Below are 22,260 nucleotides of genomic sequence, written 5' to 3'. Positions count from 1 at the left end.
CGGATCCTCCGGTCTGACGCGCATTTGACGGTGTTTCAGGGCCGCCGGTCAAGACCGCTGCCGCAAAGGCGGGCGGGGACTTGCCGGGGCAGGGGGGGTCAGGTGCCGCAGAAGGTCTGGCGCACGATCTCATTTTGCAGGGGCGCATGACGCAAAGGGTCATCCGCGGCGGCGGTGAAGGGGGTCTTCAGCGCGGCCTCCAGGCGGTGGAAGGGGGCGATGTCCCCGGCCACGGCCGAGGCGATGGCGCCCTCAATGCGGTGGTTGCGCGGGATGAGGGCCGGGCTGACCGCGGCGATACGGGCGCGGGCCTGCTCAACCGGGCTGCCTTCGCGGGCCAGACGGGCCAGCCATTCGGCCTCCCAGGCGTCAAAAGCCTCAGGCTCTGCGAATTCGTCGCGGGCCCTGCCTTCTGCAAGGCCGCGGAAGGTGCGGGTGAAATCGGCGTTCAGCTTTGCCATGCGGTCCAGAAGCCGGTGGATCAGGGCGATATCGCCCTCTTCTTCCGTCAGCAGCCCCAGTTTGGCGCGGAAGCGCCGCGCCCAGGCCGCCTGATAAAGCTCGGCATAGCGGTGCACGATGGCCGTGGCACGCTCAACCGCTTTTGCCTCATCGGTATCCATCAGCGGCAGCAGCGCCGAGGCCAGCTGCGCGATATTCCAGACCGCGATCTGCGGCTGGTTGGAATAGGCATAGCGCCCGTTGCGGTCGATCGAGGAGAAGACCTTATCGGGGTGATAGCCATCCATGAAAGCGCAGGGGCCATAATCGATGGTGATCCCGCCGACATGGGCATTGTCGGTATTCATCACGCCGTGGATGAACCCAAAGCTCATCCATTGCGCGACCAGTTCGGCCTGGGCGAGAGTGGCGGCCTCCAGCAGGCCTTCGGCCCCGCTGACACCCGGATAATGCCGCGTGCAGGCAAGATCGGTCAGCAGGCGCAGCGCCTCCAGGTCCTCGCGGGCGGAGAAATACTGGAAGGTGCCGACACGGATATGGCTTGGTGCGATGCGCGACAGGATGGCACCCGGGAGGGCGCCTTCGCGCCAGACCGGCTCTCCGGTGGTCACGGCGGCCAGCGCGCGGGTGGTGGGCACCCCAAGGGCATGCATCGCCTCAGAGATCAGATATTCGCGGATCACCGGCCCCATCCAGGCCCGGCCATCGCCGCCGCGCGAAAAGGGCGTGCGCCCTGCACCCTTCAACTGCCAGTCCTGATGGCTGCCATCGCGGGCGATCAACTCGCCCAGCAGCACCGCGCGGCCATCGCCCAGCTGCGGCACCCAATTGCCGAACTGCTGCCCGGCATAGGCCTGCGCCAGCGGCTCGGCCCCCTCGGGCAGGGCGTTTCCGGCCAGAACGGCCAGACCTTCGGGGCTTTTCAGCCAGTCGGGATCAAGGCCCAGCTTCCGCGCCAGGGTGTCATTAACGGCAATCAGCCCGGGCTCGGCCACAGGGGTGGGCGGGACCCGGGCAAACATCCGGTCAGGAAGGCGGGCATAGAGGTTATCGAACTGCATGGGCGGCCTCTCGCGCTGACCGGGATCCGCCAGGGGCGCAGGGCCCCCGGCGAGGGGGCCTGTCAGCCCATGGCTTTCAGAAGAACGGCCAGAGCGGCGGCCGGATCCTCATGACGCCAGATCTCTTCGCCAAAAGCAAAGAAATCGGTCACCGGAGTAAGCTCACGCACCAGATCTTCGGTCAGCGCGCCTTCGGCCACGACCGGCACTTCGATCATATCCGACCACCAGGCGAAGAGATCGATATCGGCCTTGCTGCCGTCCCCGAGCACGGTCTCACCGACCGGGCCGAAGGCCACGTAATCGGTGCCGGCTTCAGCCGCGCTGATGCCTTCGTGGCGGGTATTGCCGCAGAAGGTGCCGATGATGGCATCGGGGCCCAGATCCTTGCGGATCTTGCGCACATTGCGCGCGCCATCGGTCAGATGCACACCGTCAAGGCCAAGGCGCTCAACCAGCTGCACATGTTTTTCGATGACCAGCGCCACGTCACGGGCATGAGCAACCTCGCGCAGCGCATCAGCGGCGCGGGCGATTTCATCCTCATCGCGGCTGGAGAGCGACAGGCGCAGGCAGGCAATCTCAGCGCTGTCGAGCACCGAGGCGAGTTTGGCGGGGAACACCTCGAGATCAAAGGTCGGCGGGGTGATCAGGTAAAGCTGGGGGCGATCGGCTTCAGTCATGAGACGTCCTTTCCGTTTGGCCCCCCTTTAGCGCATCGCCTGCGGCTTGGCTACGGGGCGCGGTGGCCGCAAAGCCTGCGTCACAGGGACCACCGGCCCCCGGTTTTGCTTGCGGAGGGGACGGTGCGGGCCTATCACCCGCGCCAGTTTACGCCGCGAAGGGAAATGCGATGAGCCAGCCCATGATGATCCTTGTCCGTCCGCAAATGGGCGAGAATATCGGGGCCGCAGCGCGCGCCATGCTGAACTTCGGGCTTGATGGCATGCGCATCGTCGATCCGCGCGATGGCTGGCCCAACCCGAAGGCGGTGGCCATGGCCTCGGGCGCGGGACGGCTGCTGGATAGGGCCGGGGTGTTCCCGGATGTGGCCGCAGCCGTGGCCGACTGCCAGTATGTCTTCGCCACCACCGCCCGCCCGCGCGAGTTGATCAAGCCCGTGCTGACGCCGGAAGAGGCCATGGGCCAGGCCCGCGCCATGATCGCCAAAGGCATGAAGGTCGGCGTTCTGTTCGGCCCCGAACGCACGGGCCTGGAAAATGACGATGTGGCGCTGGCCAATGCCATTATCACCGTGCCGGTGAACCCCGAGTTTGCCTCGCTGAACCTTGCGCAATGCACGCTGCTGACCGCCTATGAATGGCGCCGCCAAACCGATGGCGCGATCCCGGTGCCCGAGATCGACCTTGCCACCGGCATTGAGGTTGAAAAGCTCGGCGATCACTACGAAGAGGTGCTGGACAAGGCCGGCTTCTTCTTCCCCGGGACCAAGGCCGCCAATATGAAGCTGAACCTGCGCTCCATGTGGTCGCGCCTCGCCTTGACGCGGGCAGATGTTCAGACGCTGCACGGCATGCTGCGCCAGATCATCCGCCGTCAGGGCTAAGGCTCAGGCCACCGCGAGACTGCGGCGCGCGTCCTCACAGTCGCGCGCCATTTGCTCAATCAGCGCGGGAAGGGTGGTGAATTTCACCTCGCCGCGCAGATAATCGACCAGCGAGACCGACAGGCGCGTCCCGTAAAGATCGCCTTTGAAGTCCATGAGATAGGTCTCAAGGTTCGGGGTGTTCTCGCCAAACATCGGCCGCACGCCCAGGCTGGCAGCGCCGCTGTAAAGGCCCTTATGCGGCCCCTCGAGCACCTCAACCCGCACCGCATAAACACCCAGCTTTGGCAGATGCAGCCCCTCGACCGCCATATTGGCCGTCGGAAAACCCAGTTCCCGGCCGCGCTTTTCGCCATGGATGACGGGGCCTTCAAAACGGTGCCAATGCCCCAGAAGCCGCGCGGCTTTGCGCGGATCCCCGGCGGTCAGCGCCGCGCGGATCGCGGTTGAAGAGATCACCCCATCCACATCGCAAAGCTTGCGCGCCACGGTGACGCCAAAGCCATATCGCGCGCCAAGGGTCTTCAGCAGCTCAGTCGAGCCACTGCGCTTTGAACCAAAGGTGAAGTCATCGCCGACCACGACATGGCGCACGCCCAGCCCTTCGACCAGAACCTCCCGCACGAAGTCCTCAGCCGAAAGCGCAGCAAGCTCGGTGAAGGGCAGCTCATAAACCAGCTCAATGCCTTCTGCGGCAAGAACCCCTGCGCGGGTCTCAGCATCCATCAGCCGAAAACTCTCGCCGCCGGCGCTGAAATATTGCCGGGGATGGGGCTCAAAGGTCACAACCCCCGTTGGGCCGCCCTCAGCCTTCGCAAGATCCAGAAGCGAGCAATGCCCGCGGTGCACCCCGTCGAAATTCCCCATGGCGACTGAGGCTCCGCGATCTTGCGCGCTCAGGTTCTGCCAATGCGTCAGTCGTTTCATCTTGCCCCGATGGCGGGCCGCCCGCCGTCTCAGTCGAACTTACGGCTCGGCGCCAGAACCAGCGCTTCGCCCTTAAGGACAAGGGTATCACCCACGCGGGCAAGGGTTTCAAGGGTGACACGACGCCTCGCATGATCGATCGCCGTGACGGCCACTTCCGCCGTCACCCGATCCCCGGGGCGCACGGGGGCCATGAACTTCAGACTTTGCCCCAGATAGACCGTGCCATAGCCCGGCAGCTGCTCGCCGATCACGGCCGAAATCAGCCCGGCCGTCAGCATGCCATGGGCAATCCGGCCCTGAAACATGGTGTCGCGGGCATAGTCCTCATCCAGATGGACGGGGTTCCGATCGGTCGAGACCTCGGCAAACAGCTCAATATCCGTATCGGTGATCACCTTGGAGCGGTCACGGCGCATGCCGATTTCCAGATCCTCAATGCAAATCGTGCCGCGCGGAAGATTATCGAGCATCTCAGCCTCCTGAAGGACCAAAGCCCTCAGAGACTGCCATATGCTGCGTTGCAGCGCAAGTCCGCAACGCAACTATTGGTCCGATACTGCAGTCAGAGGGAAATTTTATTTCCCGACCACTTTCAGCGCAGCCGCCCCATAACCCAGGCAGGCGCCATCTGATGCCGGTCAAGCCAGGGCTGCAGCAGTGCGGCCTGCGGGTTCTCAACATCCGGCCCGAATTCCGCCGCCGCCAGACCGCCGGTCAGAAAGATCGTATCCAGCGATTCGCCCGCACCCCCGGCCACATCGGTCAGAATGCCGTCGCCGATGCACAGGATCCGCGCCTCCGGCACATCGCCCGCCAGCGCCTGCAGACGCCGCCGCGCCAGATCATAGATCGGCGGATGCGGCTTGCCGAAGTACAGCGCCTCACCGCCCAGCTCTTCGTAAAACTTCGCCAGCGCCCCGGCACACCACTGCCGACGCTCGCCCACATCCACCGAGATATCGGGATTGGCACAGAGCAGCTTCAACCCGCGCTCTTTCGCCAGCATCAGCTGCCCGCGGTAATCCTCCGGGTTCTCATTCACCGAATCGTTCAAATCGGTGCAAACGATGCCCTCAGCCGCTTCAAAAGACACCAGCTCAATCGCCTCACCCGGCATATCCGCCCCGCGCTCGGTAAAGAAGCTGCGGTCCTTTTCCGGCCCGATATGCAGAACCTTATGCCCGACAGCCCCCGAAAACAGCGCAAACTGCGCCGCATCGCCCGAGGTGACCAGATCATCCCAAGTGTCTTTCGGCACCTGCAGATAGTCCAGCTGCCGCTCAACCGAGGGCTTCGGGCGCGGCGAATTGGTCAGATAAATCACCCGCCCGCCTTTTGCGCGAAACGCCTGCAGCGCCGCCACTGCGGCGGGCCAGGCGGTAATCCCATTGTGCACACAGCCCCAGAGATCACAAAAAAGCGCATCATATTGATCAGAAATCTCAGCGAGCGACGACAGAATGCGGGTCATGATTTTGGCTTTTCCAAATACTCTGCAGGGGGTCCGGGGGACGCAAAGTCCCCCGGCTTGCGCGGCTTACAGCGTCAGCGCCGGAAGGATCTGTTTCTTACGGCTCATAACACCCGGCAGCACCACGGTGTCACCCGTAACCGCCACCCCGAAGGAGGCTTCCGCCATGGCCTTCACCAGATCATTCGGCACCAGCAGCGTGGCTTCTTCGCGCAGAATATCCACCACAAAGAGCAGCACCTGATCGGCCCCATCTTCTTTGGCCACATCCACCATCGAGGCCATCAGGCTGTCTTTACGGTCCAGCACCACCTGCGGTGCCGTGGTCTCCAGCACCGAGACGCGCAGCTCTTTCCCGGCGACGGTATATTCTTTCGAATCCATCCGCAGCAGCGCCGCATCCGAGAAGGCCGAGACATCGGATTTCGCTTCAAACATCGCCGAAGCCAGCTCCGCAATCTCCACCCCCAGATCTGCCGCCAGCTTTTCGGCCACCGCACGGTCATGCGCCGTGGTGGTCGGCGAGCGGAATTCCAGCGTATCCGACAGGATGCACGACAGCATCGCGCCCTTGATCCCGCGCGGCGCATGCGCCAGATCCGCACCCATCAGATCATGCATCAGCGTCGCCGTGCAGGCCAGCGGGCGGATGGTGATCTCAATCGGACCACGGGTCTTCAGACCGCCGACCAGCATGTGGTGATCGATGATCCCCTCAATCGAGGCCTCGTGGATCGAGGCCGGCAGCTCCGCCGGGTTGTTGGTGTCCACGATGACCACCTTCGTACCCGCCTCAACATCCGCGATGATTTCGGGCTTCGCCAGATCCCAATGCGTCAGCACGAAAGCGGCTTCCGTGTTCGGCTCACCCAGCAGCACCGCTTTGGCGGGCACGCCTTTCACTTCGTTCAGATACCAGGCCCAGATGATCGGCGAGCCGGTGGAATCGGTGTCGGGAGATTTATGGCCGAAAACGAGCGTGGTCATGGAGCCCTCAGGGGAAGAGAATTTTCCCGCGCGTTATAGGGCGGCAGCGCCCGCTTGTCACCCGACAAGCAAAAGGCCCGCGCAGGTGGGTCACACCGGCACGGGCCTTTGCTGAACTCAGAAGAAAGGCCTCAGCCCTCCAGCAGACGGCGCAGCATCTGCAGATCATCGGCCAGCTGGCTGTCGGTCGACATCAGCTCTTCGATCTTGCGCACACCGTGCATGATCGTGGTGTGATCCCGTCCGCCAAACCGACGCCCGATCTCGGGCAGCGAGCGCGGGGTCAGCTGCTTGGCCAGATACATCGCCACCTGACGCGGCCGCGCCACGGTGCGCAGACGCTTTGGCCCGATCATATCCGCCAGACGGATGTTGTAATGCTCGGCCACCTTGCGCTGGATTTCCTCAATGGTGACCTTGCGGTCCGAGGCGCGCAGAATATCCGCCAGACAGTCCTGCGCCAGCTCCAGCGAGATCTCCCGACCCACCAGCGAGGCAAAAGCGAAAAGCCGCGTCAGCGCGCCTTCCAGCACCCGCACGTTGGTCGAGATGCGATGCGCCAGAAACTCCAGCACGCCGGAGGCAATTTTCAGCCCCTCATATTGACCGCGGTAGAAATCAGCCTTCTGCTGCAGAATACCCAGACGCAGCTCATAATCCGTGGGATGCAGATCGACGATCAGACCACATTGCAAACGGCTCGCGATCCGCTCTTCCAGACCCTTGATCTCGCCCGGCGCGCGGTCCGCGGAAATCACGATCTGACGGTTCTGATCCACCAGAGCGTTGAAAGTATGGAAGAACTCTTCCTGCGTGCTGTCCTTGCCGGCGATGAACTGAACGTCATCCACCATCAGCACATCCACCGAGCGGAAGAGTTCCTTAAAGGACATGATCTGCTTGTCGCGCAAAGCCTGGACAAAGCGGTACATGAACTGCTCAGCCGAGAGATAAAGGATACGGGCCTCCGGATTGCGCGCGGTGATCTCATGCGCAATCGCATGCATCAGGTGCGTTTTACCAAGGCCGACACCGCCATAGAGAAACAGCGGATTGAAGGTCACCGGACCGCCCTCCGCCACACGCCGCGCCGCGGCATGAGCGAGCTGGTTCGGCTTGCCGACCACAAAGCTGTCGAAGGTGAACCGCGCATCAAGCGGCGCACTTGCCAGCGCACTCTCCTCTGAGGAAACCACTGCCGGGGTTGCCACGGAGGAGGGGGCCGCGGCGGCTGCCGGGGCCCTGCGGGCTGCGGGCACGGCCGCATGTGCCGCAGGCTCTGCCTTTGGCATATCTTTCAGGACGGTGAATTCCACCCGTGCGACCTGCAGGCCGGCCGAGCCCAGCTCACGGCGGATGGCTTCCGCAAAATTGCGGCTCACCCAGTCACCATGAAAACCGGTCGGCACCGCAAAGCGGGCCACACCTTCCGTGAGGTCACGAAACCGAAGGGGTTCGATCCAGGTCAGATAATTGTTGCGACCGACCTGCCTGATAAGCCCTTCGCGCACCTGCCCCCATGTCTCTTCGGTCATTTGTCCCGTTCCGAGTTCTGGATTATTATACTTATGCCGCCCGCGGGCATCTCTGCCCGGGAACTGATTAAAAGGGCCGATCCGACCATCTGACAGGGAAACGCAAAAGCTCATCCCGCCCGGGCAGCCGTTTTCGGCTTTACCCAAAGCTTGCAGAGCCATCACTTGACGCGCAGCAGTGCAGAACCCCGTTCAACGGAACAGGCTTCGCCAGTCTGAAACATCCCCCCCGGGAGACGACGTGAATCGCAAGTCTGAAGCTAGCAAGTCCGCAGCGGGGGCTGCAACAGATCTTCTCTGTTGACTCCCTCAAACGCGGGAAGAATCCGGCCTGTCAGGATTCTGGCCTGCTGGCGCAGCAGGAAACAAAACGGGCGCCGATCCGGCGCCCGCCTGTAACCTGTTGCCGGTCTGATAAAATCAGATCAGGCTTTGACCGCCACAGCTTTCACACGTGCGTTCAGGCGCGAGATTTTGCGCGACACGGTGTTCTTGTGGACGAGGCCTTTCGAGACAGCACGGGTCAGTTCGGTCTGTGCGCCTGCGAAAGCAACCTTCACTGCCTCAACGTCACCCGAAGCAATTGCTTCTTCGAGCTTGCGCACATAGGTGCGAACGCGCGAACGACGGGCTTTGTTGACGGCAAAGCGGGCTTCCGACTGACGGGCGCGCTTCTCGGACTGTTTCGTATTTGCCATGGGCTATTCTGCTTTCAGAGTCTGTTGCGTTTAAGTTGCGCAAAAGCCCCGAAACCGGACCATAAGATGTCCGGATCGAATCTTGCCTAAGCGGGCCCACGCGCATGTAAGCCGTCTCCTACACGCTGCCGCCCCGAAAGGGAAGACCCCTCCCGCGGCAGAGTTGCCGCAGTCTGCGGCTTTGGCTTTTTCCAAATACTCCGCGGGGGCCCGGGGGCGCGAAGCCCCCGGGGTCTGCCACGGCTCCGCCGCCTCAGCGGTCGCGGAACTGCGGCTGGCGCTTCTCAGAAAACGCCGCCATCCCCTCTTTCTGATCTTCCGAAGCAAAGAGCGCGTGGAAGATCCGGCGCTCATAAAGCACACCCTCGCGCAGAGTGGTCTCATAGCTGCGGTTGACGGTCTCTTTCACCACCTTCACGGCGACCTGCGATTTCGAGGCGATCTTACGCGCCGCATCCATCGCCTCTTTCACCAGATCCGCCACCGGCACCACCCGCGAGACCAGCCCCGAACGCTCGGCCTCAGCCGCATCCATGAAGCGGCCGGTCAGATGCATATCCATGGATTTCGACTTGCCGACAAAGCGGGTCAGGCGCTGCGTGCCGCCGATGCCTGCCACCACGCCCAGATTAATCTCCGGCTGGCCGAATTTCGCGCTTTCCGAGCAGATGATGAAATCGCACATCATCGCCAGCTCACAGCCGCCGCCCAGAGCATAGCCGGAAACCGCGGCGATGATCGGCTTTCTGACCCGCAGCAGGGTCTCGGAATCGGCGGTGAAGAAATCTTCCGTGAACATATCCACGAAGCCCTTCGTGGACATCTCCTTAATATCCGCCCCCGCCGCAAAGGCCTTGTCCGAGCCGGTCAGCACGATGCAGCGCACCTGATCGTCGCGGTCGAGCTCCGTCAGCGCGCGGGCAAGCTCCGACATGAGCTGCGAATTCAGCGCATTCAGCGCCTCCGGACGGTTCAGCCGCACCAGTGCGACATTGTCCTCAACCTCAACGATCAATGTATCCCAGGCCATGGTAGTCCCCCTCTTAACGTCGCAGAAAGTTCTGGCAGGCCGGGGCTTTGCAATCAAGCGTTTCGCGGGCTGCGCGCTGATTTCGCCGCCGGGGCTTTTGCGGGGGCGGGCAGGAACTGGCACTGCGGGCACCAGAAGCTTGAGCGCCCCGACTGCACATCCCGGCGGATCACCCCGTCACAGCCCGGCGTCACACAGGCCCCGCCCTCGCGGCCATAAACGCGAAAGCTGTGCTGGAAATAGCCAAGCTCTCCATCCGCCTGGCGGTAATCCTTCAGCGATGAGCCCCCGGCCTCAATGGCCTCGGCCAGCACATCCCGGATCAGCGGCACAAGGCCCGCGACCTCCGCCTCTGAGAGGTCTCCCGCCAGCCGCAGGGGGCTGATCCCGGCGCGGTAGAGCACTTCACAGACATAGATATTGCCAAGCCCTGCCACATTCGCCTGATCCATAAGCGCGGCTTTGACCGGGGTCCTGCGCCCGCGAAACCGCTCAATGAGCCAGCTTTCTGAGAAATCATTGCCAAAGGGCTCCGGCCCGATAACGGCCAGAAGCGGATGGGCCTCCGCGCCCTCGGTCGGCAGCAGATCCCACATGCCAAAGCGGCGCGGGTCGTTAAAGGCCACCTGCGCGCCATTCTCCATCTCCAGCAGGATATGATCGTGCTTGCCGGGCGCCGCATGGGCGTGGACATAATCTGCCGTCTCCTGACGATCCTCACCGGGCGGTGTGATCAGCATCCGGCCTGACATCCCCAAATGGATCAGCAGCGTCTCGCCGCTGCTCAGATCGGCGAGGATATATTTGGAGCGCCGCCGCATCCGCTCAATCCGCACGCCCGTCAGCCGCGCGGCCATATTCTGCGGCAGCGGCCAGCGCAGATCGGGGCGGCGCACTTCGGCGCGGGCGATCATCTGACCCTCCATCAGGGGCAAGAGGCCCCGGCGGACGGTTTCAACTTCGGGAAGTTCCGGCATCAGAGGCAGATCCTTGCGCAGCGGCGATCCAGTGCTCTGCGATCTGCAGCAATTCTCCGCGGCCTTCAATATGTTTGGGGATCACAAGCGCGCTGCCATCGGCGAAATGCAGCACCAGCGACAAAGGGTCATCGCGGCTCAGCCCGCTCAACTCGCGCCACATCCGCCCCTCGCGCCGCCCCGCAGGTCCGGCAGGCCAGGACAGGCCCAGCTGATCAAAGCGCAGCTCCCAGGTCTGCGCCGCAAGGCTTTGCCAGATCACCACGGCCAGCAGCACCGCCGCCGTCCAGAACAAAAGGCTTTGCTGCAGATCCTGCAGCGCGCTCAGCGACAACAGAAGGCTCAGCGACAGCAGCACAATCAGCCGCCGCATCCCCGCAGAGGTGCGCAACACCCGCTCCTGGCGCAGGCTGCCCGGCGGGCGAAGCCCGTAAGCCTGTCCCGGGGGCACCGACCAGAGGGGCGCGGGGGCAGGGCGCAGATGCAGCCGTCTCCTGCGCAAAAGGCCAAAGGCCAGCAGCGCCAGGACCAGCAGGCTCAGGGAAACTGCGGGCATAACAGTCATGTCAGGCCTCCTTTTGCGAAAGCCGGTTTTCCAAGCGGCCCTCAGAGGCTATATGCCGGATAAGGCAGATTTCGGGCGAGGACGCGGCATGTCGGGCGAACACGAGGCAACAACGCATTTCGGATTTCGCGACGTAAAGGAGTCCGAGAAGGCCGGCATGGTCCATGAGGTCTTCACGTCCGTGGCGTCGAAATATGACGTAATGAACGATCTGATGAGCTTTTCGATCCATCGGATCTGGAAAGACGCCATGATGGACTGGCTGGCCCCGCGCCCCGGTCAGCGGCTTTTGGATGTCGCGGGCGGCACCGGGGATGTGGCCTTCCGCTTCCTTGAGCGCGCAAAGGGCAGCTCAGCCGTGGTCTGCGATATGACCGAGCAGATGCTGATCGCGGGCCGTCAGCGCGCAGAGGCGGGCAATCTCTCAGAGCGTCTGGACTGGGTGGTGGGCGACGCCATGGCGCTGCCCTTCCCCGACAACAGCTTTGACACCTATACGATCAGCTTTGGCATCCGCAACGTGACCCGGATCCCCGATGCGCTGAAAGAGGCTTACCGCGTGCTGCGCCCGGGTGGCCGTCTGATGGTGCTGGAATTCAGCCAGATCCCAAATGATATGATGCAAAAGGTTTACGACTGGTATTCCTTCAATATCATCCCGCCGATGGGCAAAGTGGTAACGGGCGATCGCGACAGCTACCAATATCTGGTTGAATCGATCCGTCAGTTCCCGGATCAGGAGGCTTTCGCCGCCATGATCCGCACCGCGGGCTTTGAGCAGGTGAAATATCGCAATATGACCATGGGCATTGCGGCGCTGCATTCCGGCTGGAAAATTTAAGTCATGCGCGGACCTCACAATATCTGGCGGCTGATCCGCACGGCAGCCACCATGGAGCGCACCGGCGCGGCCTCTGTCCTGCTGGAGGCTGTGGAGGCACCGCCCGCGCTGCGGATGGCGGCGCGTCTCTTAGGCTGGCCCTTTAAGTGGCTGGGGCTGAAGGGCGATGAAAGCCTGCCGCCCGCCACCCGCGCCATCACCGCGCTGGGCCCGGCCTATATCAAATTCGGCCAGATCCTTTCGACCCGCCCCGATGTGGTGGGGCCGGAACTGGCGCAGCAGCTGAAAATGCTGCAGGACCGCCTGCCGCCGTTCCCGACCGCAGAGGCCCGCCGCATCATCGGGATCGATCTGGGGGTCTCGGTTGAGGAGACCTTCTCTGAGTTCTCCGAGCCGGTGGCCGCGGCCTCCATCGCCCAGGTCCACCGCGCCCGTCTGCGCGAGACGGGGCAGGAAGTGGCCGTCAAAGTGCTGCGCCCCGGCATCGCCAAAGCCTTCCGCAAGGACATCGACGCCTTCTATCTGGCGGCGACCTGGATGGAGCGTCTTGCGCCCTTCTCGCGCCGCCTGCGGCCCACGGATGTGGTGGCGCATTTCGACAGCGTGGTGCAGGCGGAGCTTGATCTGCGCCTTGAAAGTGCCGCGGCGGCTGAATTTGCCGCCAATACCGGCAAGGATGCAGGTTTCCGCGTGCCCCGCCCGATCTGGGAGCTGTCGGCCCGTCAGGTCATGACCCTCGACTGGGTCGAAGGGATGAGCCTTGCCGATACCGCCTCGATCGATGCGGCGGGCCTCGATCGTCAGGCGCTGGCGGCGCGGGTGCTGCAGCTTTTCCTCAGCCATGCGCTGCGCGACGGCTATTTCCATGCGGACATGCACCAGGGCAACCTGAAGGTCGATCTTCAGGGCGAGATTATCGCCTATGATTTCGGCATCATGGGGCGGCTCGATGAATATACCCGCCGGGTCTATGCCGAGATCCTGTTTGGCTTCATCAAGCGCGACTACCGCCGGGTGGCGGAGGTGCATTTTGAGGCCGGTTACGTGCCCGCCGACCGCGATATCGACGAATTCGCCTCCGCCCTGCGGGTGGTGGGCGAGCCGATCTTCGGCATGGATGCGACCCGTATCTCCATGGCACGCCTGCTGGCCTATCTCTTTGAGGTGACCGAGCGGTTCGGCATGGAAACCCGGACCGAGCTGATCCTTCTGCAGCGCACCATGGTGGTGGTGGAAGGCGTGGCCCGCACCCTCGATCCGCATATCAATATCTGGGATGTCGCGCGTCCGGTGGTGGAAGACTACATCCGCTCGAGCATCGGGCCGAAGGCGGTGGTGCGTGATCTGATGCGCACCGCGCGGGTGCTGTCGCGCTTTGGTCCGCGGCTTCCGGCCATGGCCGATGCCGCGCTGCGCCGCCAGGCCGCAGAGGAAGAGCGCCGCTTTGCCCCGCCGCGCCGTCCCCGCAACAGCGGGTTCATGCAGATGATGGGCGGCGGCACGCTGGCTCTCGCCGGGGTGGCGCTGGGCGTCTGCTTTGCGAAATTCCTCTGAGCCTCAGCGGATCAGCAGTTCGAGGGGGTCGTAAGAGATCCCCTCATCCCCCCAGGCCACGGCGGCAAGGCTGTCAGGCTTATGAGGCAGACCGGCCAGCTCATCGCGGCTGACAAAGCGGCGGCGGGTGACAATGGCCTCAGGGTCCACCCAGGCCTCATCCAGCGCGCCCGCCAGGATTTCGCAGCGGAAATAAAGATCGACCTGGTGAAACCCGCGCTCGGGGTCGTGAAACTCATTGATCAGGCAGGGCGCACCGACCCGCACATGCAGCCCGGTTTCCTCAAAGACCTCGCGCGCAAGGTTCTCATGCAGAGAGCTGTGCGGCTCTGCCCCTCCGCCGGGGGCACACCACAATTCCGTCCCCCCGGGCGGATAAGCATTCACGATCAGCAGGCGATCCTGCTGTAAAATGACGGCGCGGACGGCAAGGCGGGGCGGGCGTGGTTTCATAAGCCAGTTCTCGCCTGCCGCCGGGGCGCTGTCGAGCCGCAAGTGACTTGCGGGCGCGCACAGACAGGATCAGTCTCAGGCTATGAAAAAGCTTCTCACCGCCGTCACGTTTGCCCTCGCCCCGGCGGGGGCACTGGCCGATACGGCCGCACAGCCGGGCGACTGCGTGGTCCTGTTGCACGGGCTTGCGCGCACGGAGGTCTCGATGCTGGTAATGCAGGCCGCGCTGGAGGCGAGCGGCTATTATGTGGTGAACTCGGGCTATCCCTCAACGGCGGGCAGCGTCTCGGCCCTGGCGGGCGGCTGGGTTGGCCCTGCGGTGGCGGAATGTGAGGGACGGGGCAGGGTGCATTTCGTGACCCATTCCATGGGCGGCATTCTGCTGCGGCTCTGGCTCACACAGCACCGCCCGAAGAATCTCGGCCGTACGGTCATGCTGGCCCCGCCGAACAAAGGCTCTGAACTGGTTGATAAGCTGGGCACCGTGCCGGGCTTTTCCCGGCTGAACGGCCCCGCCGGGATGGAGCTGGGCACCGGCCCGCGATCCCTGCCCAACCGCCTGCCACCCGTGGATTTTCCGCTCGGAGTGATTGCGGGCAGCCGCTCGCTGAACCCGCTTTACTCCGCGCTGATCGGTGCGGAAAACGACGGGAAAGTGTCGGTGGAAAGCACGAAAGTTGCGGGCATGGCCGCGCATCTGACGCTGCCTGTCACCCATACCTTCCTGATGAATTCGCCCCTCGTCATCGTGCAGGTGCTGAATTTTCTGCACCACGGTAGCTTTGAGCCGAACCTCGACTTTCTTGAGGCCTCACGCCGCCTTGCAGCGCTTGGCACAGAGGCGCTGAAAGGCGAATAAGCACGGCCCCGACAGGTCGCCGGGGCCGCAAAATCTTCAGTGCACGCTGACCGGCGCGAACTCATGCTCACGCGCAAGGGTAAAGGCCAGACTGCGGTCCTTCACCAGGGCCAGCCGCTCACCATCGGGGCTGTGCACAGAGTAAAGGACATCGACTCCGGGAACCTGCTCGCGCACCTCATCGGGGAGATCCGCCACGGCAACCTCGCGGATATAGACGATTTTATCGCCTTTCTCCGGGCCGAAGGAATAGGGATGGTTCATGATCGTCTCCTTTCAGGCGCTCTCTTAACAGGCAGGGAAGGCGCTTCGCCGGATCAGGCCGTTACGATCCGGATCTGCTGTACCACCACATCGGGGACCGAGCGTTTCAGATCGACGTGCAAAAGACCGTTCTCCAGCCTCGCACCCGCGACCTCCACCCCTTCCGCCAGCACGAAACTGCGCTGGAACTGCCGCGCGGCGATCCCGCGGTGCAGAAAAACCCGCTGCTCAGGCCCCTCGTCCTGACGGCCGCGAATCACCAGCTGACGGTCTTCGACGGTGATCTGCAACTCCGCCTCCCGAAAGCCTGCCACGGCCAGGGTGATGCGGTAGTCATGCTCGCCCAGGCGTTCAATATTGAACGGCGGATAGCCGTCGCCTGAACTTTTCGCCGTGCGTTCCACCAGCCGTTCCAGCTGCTCAAACCCAAGGAGGAAGGGATATCCCCCGAAACTTTTCGTCGTCATTCCGATGCCCTTGAAGCAAGCGACATATCGCAGGCCGCCGGTCACCGGCCGGCCCGTCAGAGTTTAATATGGGGCGCGCGTCGGCCTGCAACAACCCCTTGCCGCAGCGCAAAGCCAAAGGCGCATGGCCTTCCCGCAGAGGCCCCTTTCCGCTATGGTTGCGCCGAAGAGGCGTGATTCACTTTGGAAGGCCCCCGATGAGCATCCCCGCTGAGATGAGCCAGGAAGATGTTTTGCAGGTCCGCCTTGGACTTCTGCAGCGTGAGCACCGCGATATGGACGCCGCGATCCTCGCCCTTGAGCAATCGGGCCGCGCCGATCAGCTGACCCTGCGCCGCCTGAAAAAGCAAAAGCTCTGCCTGAAAGATCAGATCGCCGTCATCAGTGACCGGCTGATCCCCGATATCATTGCCTGAAATCCCTCTCTGCACCGCGCCGCGCCTTGCCCTGACGGGCGTGGCAGGCTATGCGGCGCTGACGCCGCGGAGGGTCTGATGAGCGATATGAACAAAGCCATTGAAGTGGGCATCATTATGGGCAGCCAGTCCGACTGGCCGACCATGAAAGAAGCGGCAAAGATCCTCGACGAGCTGGGCATTGCCTATGAGGCGAAGATTGTCTCGGCACACCGCACGCCCGACCGGCTCTGGACCTATGGCAAAGAGGCCGCAGGCCGTGGCCTGAAAGTCATCATCGCCGGCGCAGGCGGCGCGGCCCACCTGCCGGGCATGATGGCCTCCAAAACCCGCGTGCCGGTGATCGGCGTGCCGGTCCAGACCAAAGCGCTCTCGGGCGTCGACAGCCTTTATTCGATCCTGCAGATGCCCAAAGGCTTCCCGGTTGCCACCATGGCCATCGGCGCTGCGGGCGCTGCCAATGCGGGGCTTATGGCGGCAGGGATCCTTGCGATCTCGGATCCGGCTCTGGCTGTAAAGCTGGACGCCTGGCGTGAGGCGCTCTCCGCCTCCATCCCCGATGAGCCCTCCGACGACTGACCCTGACCCCAGGGGGCCGCGCCTCGGGCCATTCGGGGGCAGGTGCATAAGATGACCATGCCGCTTCCCACCGGTGCAGTGATCGGGATCCTCGGCGGAGGACAGCTCGGGCGGATGCTCGCCGTGGCTGCCGCGCGACTGGGCTATAAAACCCACATCTATGAGCCCGCCGCCAATCCCCCCGCCGCCGACGTGGCCCATGCGCTGACCACGGCCTCCTATGAGGATGCCGCCGCCCTGCAGGCCTTCGCCGGGGCCGTGGATGTCATCACCTATGAGTTTGAGAATATCCCCACCTCCGCGCTTGATCTGCTCGAAAGCCTGAAGCCGATCCGCCCGGGCCGCCGCGCTCTGGCCGTCAGCCAGGACCGGGTGGCAGAGAAAACTTTCCTCAATGATCTCGGCCTCACCACCGCCCCCTGGGCCCCGGTTGAAACCGCCGCCGATATGGCCGCCGCCGTCGCCAAAATCGGCGCGCCTTCCATCCTGAAAACCACCCGCCTCGGCTATGACGGCAAGGGCCAGGCCCGCCTGCGCGACGCCTCCGACGCTGAGGCCGCTTTTGAAGCCATGCAGGGCGCGCCTGCCGTGCTCGAAGGCTTCGTCCATTTCACCCATGAGGTCTCGGTCATCGCTGCCCGGGGCCTTGATGGCCAGGTCTCCGCCTATGATCCGGGTGAGAATATCCACCGCGAAGGCATCCTCCACAGCACCACCGTCCCCGCCAGCCTGCGCCCGGCGCAGCGCCAGGACGCGGTGCTGATCGCGGCCCGCATCCTCAATGCGCTTGATTACACCGGCGTCATGGGGGTAGAGCTTTTCGTCACGCCTCAGGGCCTTCTGGTCAATGAAATCGCCCCGCGCGTGCATAACTCCGGCCACTGGACGCAGAACGGCTGCGCGGTCGATCAGTTTGAACAACATATCCGCGCCGTGACCGGCTGGCCGCTCGGCGATGGCAGCCGCCATTCCGATGTGGTGATGGAAAACCTGATCGGCGAGGATATCACCCGCCTCGCTGACTACGCCCGCGAGCCCGGCACTGCCCTCCATCTCTACGGCAAAGCCGAGGCCCGCCCGGGCCGCAAAATGGCCCATATCAACCGCGTCAAACCGCGCAGCTGATCTGGCCCGGCACTGACAAAAAGGCGCGCCCCTGCCACCGGGCGCGCCTTTTGCTTTGGCTTTTCCCAAATACTCATCTTTGCAACCGGGCAGCAAAAAGCCCCGGATGCCTGATGCACCCGGGGCTTTTCAGATCCATTTTTCAGATCAGCGGTTGGTGAATTCCGGATAGGCTTCCATGCCCAGCTCCGACTTATCCAGACCGTTGATCTCATCTTCCGCGCTCGGGCGCAGACCCATGACCGCTTTGATGACCAGCCAGGCGATGGCCGAGGTGACGATCACAAAGAGACCGATGATCACGATGCCCTTCAGCTGCACAAAGAGCGAGGCATCGGGGTTGGTGAAGACCACCGCAATGGTGCCCCAGATACCAGCGCCCAGGTGAACCGGGATCGCACCGACCACGTCATCGATTTTGAACTTATCCAGCAGCGGCACCAGGAAGACCACCAGCGCGCCACCCACGGCACCGATCAGCGTGGCCGAACCCAGACCCGGGGTCAGCGGCTCTGCGGTGATCGACACGAGGCCGGCCAGCGCACCGTTCAGCACCATGGTCAGATCGACCTTTTTGAACACCAGCTGCGTCAGGATCAGCGCGGCAATCGCACCACCGACGGCAGCAGCATTGGTATTGGCCATCACGCGGCCGACATCCGCAGCATCCCCCACCGAGGAAAGCGCCAGCTGCGAGGCCCCGTTGAAGCCAAACCAGCCCATCCAGAGGATAAACGTGCCCAGCAGCGCCAGCGGCAGGTTCGAACCCGGGAAAGCGGTGACGCGGCCGTCTTTATATTTGCCCAGACGCGGACCGACGATCAGCGCACCGGTCAGAGCCGCCCAGCCGCCCACCGAGTGCACAAGGGTCGAGCCTGCGAAGTCGAGGAAGCCCGCTTCATCAAGGAAGCCACCGCCCCATTTCCACGAGCCCTGCACCGGGTAGATCGCAATGGCGAGCACCAGGGTGAAGACGAGGAAGGGCCAGAGTTTGATCCGCTCCGCCACAGTGCCCGAGACGATCGAGGCGGCGGTGGCGCAGAACATGACCTGGAAGAAGAAATCCGAAGAGGTCGAGGCATAATCATAGGCATCCGCCGCATCACGCGACAGGCCAACGGCTTCCAGCGCTGCGGCACCGAATTTGCCGAAGATGCCGGCAATGGTCCAGTCATCGCCCGGATACATGATCGAATAGCCGATGATGTAATAGGCAAAGCAGGCCAGGGCGAACATCGAGACGTTCTTCAGCAGCTGCATGGTGACGTTTTTGGAACGCACCAGACCGGCTTCCAGCATGGCGAAACCGGCCGCCATCCAGAAGACCAGGATCCCGCCCAGCATCATGATCAGCGAGTTCATGATGAAGACCATATCGGTCGGGGTTTCCACCGCCACAGCCGCCACGGCTTCAGCGGCGGCGGGGGCATCCTGTGCAAGGGCGGGAAGACCGCCTAAGATCAGCGCGCTCGCGGCGACCAGCCCGGAAATTTTAAGATCTTTCAGCATTTTTGCTTTGTCCTTCGCGGTCAGGCGGGTCAGAGGGCGTTGTCGTCGGTCTCGCCGGTGCGCACGCGCAGCGCGGCTTCAACGTCGAGCGTGAAAATTTTGCCGTCGCCGATCTTGCCGGTCATGGCAGCGGCCCGGATGGTCTCGGTGACCTGGTCGGCCATGCTGTCCTGAACCACCAGCTCAAGCTTTACTTTCGGCACAAAATTCACGGCATATTCGGCGCCGCGATAGATCTCGGTGTGACCGGACTGGGTGCCGAAGCCTTTGATTTCAGTGACCATCATACCGCGCACACCAATTTTGGTCAGTGCTTCGCGGACTTCTTCCAGCTTGAATGGCTTGATCGTCGCAATGATGAGTTTCACGTCTTCCCCCTTTGTGGGCTGCCTGAATGGCCCTCGCGGTTCTGTGACTTCACGACAAAGCAAAAAGCCGCCGATGCACAGATTGAGCTGGTCCGAAAAAGGGGCAGAATCCCGTGAAATTGCACAATTTTTGCACAGAGAGGCCCTCGTGCTTAATCCTTGGGCGGGGTTGTGACGCGAATCGTGATGGGTTTTGAGCTTCGCCTCAGCCCGCTTCCGGTTTAATGTGCGCAAAACCAATCAGGGGCCGCCGGTGCGTCCGGGGGCGTTAGGCCGAATGACGAGCAGACCGAGTAATCGTACCCCGCTGGTGGCGCCGCGCCGTGCAGTCAGCGCCCGGAAACCTGCGGCCGCAGCACCGCGTAAACCTGCCGCCAAGCCCCGCCGCACAGGCGGTGGCTCGGGCGGTGGCGGGCGTCGTGGGGGGCCGGTGGGTCGCTTTTTCGGCGCGATTTTCGGGGCAATTTTCCGGGTGTTCTGGGGTCTGATCTGGCGGGTCGGGGCCGTGGTTGCCCTCGGCATCTTTGCGGTGACCTTCTATTTCTATTCACAGCTTCCTGAGTTGAACGCGCTTCTTGATGGCCGCGCGCGGGGCTCGGTCACGATTTTGGACAATGAAGGCGATGTCTTCGCCTGGCGCGGCGAGACCTATGGCGGCGATGTGCGCGCCGAGAAGGTCTCAAAATATCTGCGCAATGCCGTGATCGCCACCGAGGATAAGCGCTTTTACGGCCACTGGGGCGTCAGCCCGCGGGGCATTGCAGGCGCGATCCGCATCAATATGTCCGAAGGGCGCAAACCCTTTCAGGGTCACGGTGGCTCGACCATCACGCAGCAGGTCGCGAAACTTCTGTGCCTTGGGGTCGACTACGATGCGACCCGCTGGAAGAATGAGACCGAATATGAGACCGACTGCCGTCGCGGCTCGCTGGTGCGCAAGCTCAAGGAAATGCCCTATGCGCTGGCGCTGGAGTGGAAATACTCCAAAGACGACATTCTGACGATCTATCTGAACCGGGCCTATCTGGGCGCGGGCACCCGCGGCTTTGAGGCGGCGGCGCAGCGCTATTTCGCAAAATCCGCAGCCGAGCTGAACGCGCAGGAAGCCGCCATGCTGGCGGGTCTGCTGGTCGCGCCCTCGACCTATGCGCCGACCAGCAATCTGGCGCGGTCGCAGGCGCGGGCGAATGTGGTTCTGGGCCTGATGCAGGAGCAGGGCCTTCTGAGCAAAGCTGAGGCCGATGCGGCGCGCGCCTCTCCGGCCACGCTTTCGCCCCAGGCGACGCAGCCTGCGGGGGGCTATTTTGCCGATTGGGTGATGGATTCGGTGCCCTCTTATCTGGCACGCGGAACCACGGAAGATGTGATTTTGCACACCACGCTGGATCAGCATCTGCAAAAGGCCGCCGAAGATGCGGTCAGCTATATCTTCACCAATAAGGTCCGTGAGGGCTCGGTCGCCCAGGCCGCGGTGGTGGTGATGTCTGCTGATGGTGCGGTGCGTGCCATGGTGGGCGGGCGCAATAAAGCGGCACCGGGCAGTTTCAACCGGGCGTCTCAGGCGCGGCGGCAGACCGGATCGGCCTTTAAGCCCTTCGTCTATGCGGCGGCCCTGGATCTGGGCTATTCGCCGATGGATTTCGTCGACGACAGCCCGCTGACGCTGAATATCCCCGGCTCGGGTCCCTGGACGCCGCAGAACTACACCCGGCGCTTTTCGGGCATTGTGACCCTGGCAGAGGCGGTGAAGCAGTCGCTGAACATTCCCGCCGTCAGGGTCTCGGAATCGGCTGGCCGTGAGGCGGTGCGCAAAGTGGCCGAAGATTTCGGCATCGTCTCGGATCTGGCCAATGGCCCGGCGCTGGCGCTTGGGGTGTCAGAGGCGACGCTTGTGGAGATGACCGGGGCCTATGCCGGGATCCTGAACGGCGGCTCGGCCGTAAAGCCTTACGGCATGATCGATCTGACGCTGCGGGGCGAAAAGAACCCGCTGCTGACGCAGAGCGGCGGTATCGGCGAGCGGGTGATCCAGGAAGACGCGGCGCAGTATCTGACCTGGATGCTGAAACAGGTGATCGAGGGCGGCACCGGGACGCGGGCGAAACTCCCGGGGCGGGAGGCCGCGGGCAAAAGCGGCACCACCCAAGGGGCGCGTGATGCCTGGTTCCTGGGCTTTACGGCGGATTACGTTGCCGGGGTCTGGATGGGCTATGACGACAACCGTCCGCTGACCGGCGTGACGGGCGGCGGTCTTCCCGCTGAGATCTGGCAGGAGGTGATGACCCGCGTTCACAAAGGTCTGCCCGCCCGCCCGCTGCCCGTGAAAGTGCCCGAGCCGCGTGCGCGGCCCGATACCAGCAATACCTCAACCGCGCAGTCGGATGGCTATGGTGATCCGAATTATAACCCCGGCTATAATCCCAACGATCCGAACGCCCAGGGCGGCTATATTGAAAGGACGCCAATCGGTCCGGCTCCGAGCCTTGGGGATCAGATCAATGGCGTGCTCGACAATCTGCTTGGCGGACGCTGGTAAGGCCGG

At 63.3% G+C, this 22,260-nt stretch carries 24 protein-coding genes; 8 read left to right on the top strand and 16 right to left on the bottom strand.

Annotation, left to right across the window (positions count from 1 at the left end):
• Positions 1 to 98: 98 nt before the first annotated feature.
• Both EG244_RS05805 and EG244_RS05800 read right to left on the bottom strand, forming a co-directional pair.
• The gene (locus EG244_RS05805; protein WP_124964067.1) at positions 99 to 1,523 is read right to left on the bottom strand and encodes a protein adenylyltransferase SelO; all 1,425 of its coding nucleotides are present in this window, start codon (positions 1,521 to 1,523) and stop codon (positions 99 to 101) included.
• Positions 1,524 to 1,585: 62 nt separating this feature from the next.
• Positions 1,586 to 2,206 (bottom strand): thiamine phosphate synthase, encoded by a 621-nt coding sequence (locus EG244_RS05800; RefSeq protein WP_124964066.1) that lies wholly within the window; start codon positions 2,204 to 2,206, stop codon positions 1,586 to 1,588.
• A gap of 170 nt (positions 2,207 to 2,376) precedes the next feature.
• Between EG244_RS05800 and EG244_RS05795 the strand changes: the two genes are divergently transcribed.
• Positions 2,377 to 3,090 (top strand): RNA methyltransferase, encoded by a 714-nt coding sequence (locus tag EG244_RS05795; protein WP_124964065.1) that lies wholly within the window; start codon positions 2,377 to 2,379, stop codon positions 3,088 to 3,090.
• Positions 3,091 to 3,093: 3 nt separating this feature from the next.
• Here the strand turns inward: EG244_RS05795 and EG244_RS05790 are convergent, their stop codons facing one another.
• The 9 genes from EG244_RS05790 to EG244_RS05750 form a co-directional block, all read right to left on the bottom strand.
• Positions 3,094 to 4,017: a bifunctional riboflavin kinase/FAD synthetase gene (locus EG244_RS05790; protein ID WP_124964064.1), complete on the bottom strand. Its 924-nt coding sequence runs from the start codon at positions 4,015 to 4,017 to the stop codon at positions 3,094 to 3,096.
• A 29-nt stretch (positions 4,018 to 4,046) separates the two neighbouring features.
• Entirely contained in the window at positions 4,047 to 4,490 is a 444-nt protein-coding gene (locus EG244_RS05785) for a MaoC family dehydratase (protein ID WP_124964063.1), read from the bottom strand.
• A 122-nt stretch (positions 4,491 to 4,612) separates the two neighbouring features.
• Positions 4,613 to 5,491 (bottom strand): TIGR01459 family HAD-type hydrolase, encoded by an 879-nt coding sequence (locus tag EG244_RS05780; protein ID WP_124964062.1) that lies wholly within the window; start codon positions 5,489 to 5,491, stop codon positions 4,613 to 4,615.
• Positions 5,492 to 5,557: 66 nt separating this feature from the next.
• Positions 5,558 to 6,478: a manganese-dependent inorganic pyrophosphatase gene (locus tag EG244_RS05775; RefSeq protein WP_124964061.1), complete on the bottom strand. Its 921-nt coding sequence runs from the start codon at positions 6,476 to 6,478 to the stop codon at positions 5,558 to 5,560.
• Positions 6,479 to 6,609: 131 nt separating this feature from the next.
• Positions 6,610 to 8,013: a chromosomal replication initiator protein DnaA gene (dnaA, locus tag EG244_RS05770; RefSeq protein ID WP_124964060.1), complete on the bottom strand. Its 1,404-nt coding sequence runs from the start codon at positions 8,011 to 8,013 to the stop codon at positions 6,610 to 6,612.
• A gap of 425 nt (positions 8,014 to 8,438) precedes the next feature.
• The gene (rpsT, locus tag EG244_RS05765; RefSeq protein WP_124964059.1) at positions 8,439 to 8,711 is read right to left on the bottom strand and encodes a 30S ribosomal protein S20; all 273 of its coding nucleotides are present in this window, start codon (positions 8,709 to 8,711) and stop codon (positions 8,439 to 8,441) included.
• Positions 8,712 to 8,964: 253 nt separating this feature from the next.
• On the bottom strand, positions 8,965 to 9,741 hold the full coding sequence (locus tag EG244_RS05760) for an enoyl-CoA hydratase (RefSeq protein WP_124964058.1): 777 nt from the start codon (positions 9,739 to 9,741) through the stop codon (positions 8,965 to 8,967).
• Positions 9,742 to 9,794: 53 nt separating this feature from the next.
• Complete coding sequence (gene mutM, locus EG244_RS05755; protein WP_124964057.1) at positions 9,795 to 10,718, bottom strand: bifunctional DNA-formamidopyrimidine glycosylase/DNA-(apurinic or apyrimidinic site) lyase; 924 nt, start codon at positions 10,716 to 10,718, stop codon at positions 9,795 to 9,797.
• Positions 10,696 to 11,283 carry a hypothetical protein gene (locus tag EG244_RS05750; protein ID WP_124964056.1) on the bottom strand — a complete coding sequence of 196 codons (588 nt, stop codon included), beginning with the start codon at positions 11,281 to 11,283 and terminating at the stop codon, positions 10,696 to 10,698. Before EG244_RS05750 ends, mutM begins: the two co-directional genes overlap by 23 nt.
• A gap of 88 nt (positions 11,284 to 11,371) precedes the next feature.
• On the opposite strand from EG244_RS05750, the gene ubiE reads away from it, so the two are divergent.
• Together ubiE and ubiB are read left to right on the top strand one after the other, a co-directional pair.
• Positions 11,372 to 12,124 (top strand): bifunctional demethylmenaquinone methyltransferase/2-methoxy-6-polyprenyl-1,4-benzoquinol methylase UbiE, encoded by a 753-nt coding sequence (ubiE, locus tag EG244_RS05745; RefSeq protein ID WP_124964055.1) that lies wholly within the window; start codon positions 11,372 to 11,374, stop codon positions 12,122 to 12,124.
• A 3-nt stretch (positions 12,125 to 12,127) separates the two neighbouring features.
• Positions 12,128 to 13,678, top strand: a complete 1,551-nt coding sequence (gene ubiB / locus EG244_RS05740) for a 2-polyprenylphenol 6-hydroxylase (RefSeq protein ID WP_124964054.1) — start codon at positions 12,128 to 12,130, stop codon at positions 13,676 to 13,678.
• 3 nt (positions 13,679 to 13,681) lie between these two features.
• Here ubiB and EG244_RS05735 read toward each other — a convergent pair whose 3' ends face one another.
• On the bottom strand, positions 13,682 to 14,131 hold the full coding sequence (locus tag EG244_RS05735) for an NUDIX domain-containing protein (RefSeq protein WP_124964053.1): 450 nt from the start codon (positions 14,129 to 14,131) through the stop codon (positions 13,682 to 13,684).
• An 82-nt stretch (positions 14,132 to 14,213) separates the two neighbouring features.
• Here EG244_RS05735 and EG244_RS05730 point away from each other — a divergent pair, with 82 nt between their 5' ends.
• A complete protein-coding gene (locus tag EG244_RS05730; RefSeq protein ID WP_233588916.1) occupies positions 14,214 to 14,990 on the top strand; it encodes an esterase/lipase family protein in 777 nt (258 codons plus the stop codon).
• A gap of 36 nt (positions 14,991 to 15,026) precedes the next feature.
• Here the strand turns inward: EG244_RS05730 and EG244_RS05725 are convergent, their stop codons facing one another.
• Both EG244_RS05725 and EG244_RS05720 read right to left on the bottom strand, forming a co-directional pair.
• On the bottom strand, positions 15,027 to 15,254 hold the full coding sequence (locus EG244_RS05725) for a DUF1150 family protein (protein ID WP_124964052.1): 228 nt from the start codon (positions 15,252 to 15,254) through the stop codon (positions 15,027 to 15,029).
• A 53-nt stretch (positions 15,255 to 15,307) separates the two neighbouring features.
• Positions 15,308 to 15,721, bottom strand: a complete 414-nt coding sequence (locus tag EG244_RS05720) for an Hsp20 family protein (protein WP_124964051.1) — start codon at positions 15,719 to 15,721, stop codon at positions 15,308 to 15,310.
• 197 nt (positions 15,722 to 15,918) lie between these two features.
• On the opposite strand from EG244_RS05720, the gene EG244_RS05715 reads away from it, so the two are divergent.
• The 3 genes from EG244_RS05715 (at position 15,919) to EG244_RS05705 (ending at position 17,841) form a co-directional block, all read left to right on the top strand.
• Positions 15,919 to 16,137: a YdcH family protein gene (locus tag EG244_RS05715; protein ID WP_124964050.1), complete on the top strand. Its 219-nt coding sequence runs from the start codon at positions 15,919 to 15,921 to the stop codon at positions 16,135 to 16,137.
• A gap of 78 nt (positions 16,138 to 16,215) precedes the next feature.
• The gene (gene purE, locus EG244_RS05710) at positions 16,216 to 16,716 is read left to right on the top strand and encodes a 5-(carboxyamino)imidazole ribonucleotide mutase (protein WP_199737811.1); all 501 of its coding nucleotides are present in this window, start codon (positions 16,216 to 16,218) and stop codon (positions 16,714 to 16,716) included.
• A gap of 51 nt (positions 16,717 to 16,767) precedes the next feature.
• The gene (locus EG244_RS05705) at positions 16,768 to 17,841 is read left to right on the top strand and encodes a 5-(carboxyamino)imidazole ribonucleotide synthase (protein WP_124964049.1); all 1,074 of its coding nucleotides are present in this window, start codon (positions 16,768 to 16,770) and stop codon (positions 17,839 to 17,841) included.
• A 147-nt stretch (positions 17,842 to 17,988) separates the two neighbouring features.
• Here the strand turns inward: EG244_RS05705 and EG244_RS05700 are convergent, their stop codons facing one another.
• Both EG244_RS05700 and EG244_RS05695 read right to left on the bottom strand, forming a co-directional pair.
• Positions 17,989 to 19,350 (bottom strand): ammonium transporter family protein, encoded by a 1,362-nt coding sequence (locus EG244_RS05700; protein WP_124964048.1) that lies wholly within the window; start codon positions 19,348 to 19,350, stop codon positions 17,989 to 17,991.
• Positions 19,351 to 19,379: 29 nt separating this feature from the next.
• Positions 19,380 to 19,718, bottom strand: a complete 339-nt coding sequence (locus EG244_RS05695) for a P-II family nitrogen regulator (protein WP_124964047.1) — start codon at positions 19,716 to 19,718, stop codon at positions 19,380 to 19,382.
• 277 nt (positions 19,719 to 19,995) lie between these two features.
• Here EG244_RS05695 and EG244_RS05690 point away from each other — a divergent pair, with 277 nt between their 5' ends.
• Entirely contained in the window at positions 19,996 to 22,254 is a 2,259-nt protein-coding gene (locus EG244_RS05690) for a transglycosylase domain-containing protein (RefSeq protein ID WP_124964046.1), read from the top strand.
• Positions 22,255 to 22,260: the final 6 nt, after the last annotated feature.

The sequence above is a fragment of the Falsigemmobacter faecalis genome, assembly GCF_003863335.1.
Taxonomy (GTDB): domain Bacteria; phylum Pseudomonadota; class Alphaproteobacteria; order Rhodobacterales; family Rhodobacteraceae; genus Wagnerdoeblera; species Wagnerdoeblera faecalis.
Note: the sequence above shows the minus strand (reverse complement) of the source record. Positions and strands in the feature narration are given on the sequence as shown.

Excerpts from the sequence above, each read along its gene's own strand:
- EG244_RS05805 (WP_124964067.1), bottom strand. The coding sequence starts at position 1,523 with ATGCAGTTCGATAACCTCTATGCCCGCCTTCCTGACCGGATGTTTGCC.
- EG244_RS05800 (WP_124964066.1), bottom strand. The coding sequence starts at position 2,206 with ATGACTGAAGCCGATCGCCCCCAGCTTTACCTGATCACCCCGCCGACC.
- EG244_RS05795 (WP_124964065.1), top strand. The coding sequence starts at position 2,377 with ATGAGCCAGCCCATGATGATCCTTGTCCGTCCGCAAATGGGCGAGAAT.
- EG244_RS05790 (WP_124964064.1), bottom strand. The coding sequence starts at position 4,017 with ATGAAACGACTGACGCATTGGCAGAACCTGAGCGCGCAAGATCGCGGA.
- EG244_RS05785 (WP_124964063.1), bottom strand. The coding sequence starts at position 4,490 with ATGCTCGATAATCTTCCGCGCGGCACGATTTGCATTGAGGATCTGGAA.
- EG244_RS05780 (WP_124964062.1), bottom strand. The coding sequence starts at position 5,491 with ATGACCCGCATTCTGTCGTCGCTCGCTGAGATTTCTGATCAATATGAT.
- EG244_RS05775 (WP_124964061.1), bottom strand. The coding sequence starts at position 6,478 with ATGACCACGCTCGTTTTCGGCCATAAATCTCCCGACACCGATTCCACC.
- dnaA (WP_124964060.1), bottom strand. The coding sequence starts at position 8,013 with ATGACCGAAGAGACATGGGGGCAGGTGCGCGAAGGGCTTATCAGGCAG.
- rpsT (WP_124964059.1), bottom strand. The coding sequence starts at position 8,711 with ATGGCAAATACGAAACAGTCCGAGAAGCGCGCCCGTCAGTCGGAAGCC.
- EG244_RS05760 (WP_124964058.1), bottom strand. The coding sequence starts at position 9,741 with ATGGCCTGGGATACATTGATCGTTGAGGTTGAGGACAATGTCGCACTG.
- mutM (WP_124964057.1), bottom strand. The coding sequence starts at position 10,718 with ATGCCGGAACTTCCCGAAGTTGAAACCGTCCGCCGGGGCCTCTTGCCC.
- EG244_RS05750 (WP_124964056.1), bottom strand. The coding sequence starts at position 11,283 with ATGACTGTTATGCCCGCAGTTTCCCTGAGCCTGCTGGTCCTGGCGCTG.
- ubiE (WP_124964055.1), top strand. The coding sequence starts at position 11,372 with ATGTCGGGCGAACACGAGGCAACAACGCATTTCGGATTTCGCGACGTA.
- ubiB (WP_124964054.1), top strand. The coding sequence starts at position 12,128 with ATGCGCGGACCTCACAATATCTGGCGGCTGATCCGCACGGCAGCCACC.
- EG244_RS05735 (WP_124964053.1), bottom strand. The coding sequence starts at position 14,131 with ATGAAACCACGCCCGCCCCGCCTTGCCGTCCGCGCCGTCATTTTACAG.
- EG244_RS05730 (WP_233588916.1), top strand. The coding sequence starts at position 14,214 with ATGAAAAAGCTTCTCACCGCCGTCACGTTTGCCCTCGCCCCGGCGGGG.
- EG244_RS05725 (WP_124964052.1), bottom strand. The coding sequence starts at position 15,254 with ATGAACCATCCCTATTCCTTCGGCCCGGAGAAAGGCGATAAAATCGTC.
- EG244_RS05720 (WP_124964051.1), bottom strand. The coding sequence starts at position 15,721 with ATGACGACGAAAAGTTTCGGGGGATATCCCTTCCTCCTTGGGTTTGAG.
- EG244_RS05715 (WP_124964050.1), top strand. The coding sequence starts at position 15,919 with ATGAGCATCCCCGCTGAGATGAGCCAGGAAGATGTTTTGCAGGTCCGC.
- purE (WP_199737811.1), top strand. The coding sequence starts at position 16,216 with ATGAGCGATATGAACAAAGCCATTGAAGTGGGCATCATTATGGGCAGC.
- EG244_RS05705 (WP_124964049.1), top strand. The coding sequence starts at position 16,768 with ATGACCATGCCGCTTCCCACCGGTGCAGTGATCGGGATCCTCGGCGGA.
- EG244_RS05700 (WP_124964048.1), bottom strand. The coding sequence starts at position 19,350 with ATGCTGAAAGATCTTAAAATTTCCGGGCTGGTCGCCGCGAGCGCGCTG.
- EG244_RS05690 (WP_124964046.1), top strand. The coding sequence starts at position 19,996 with ATGACGAGCAGACCGAGTAATCGTACCCCGCTGGTGGCGCCGCGCCGT.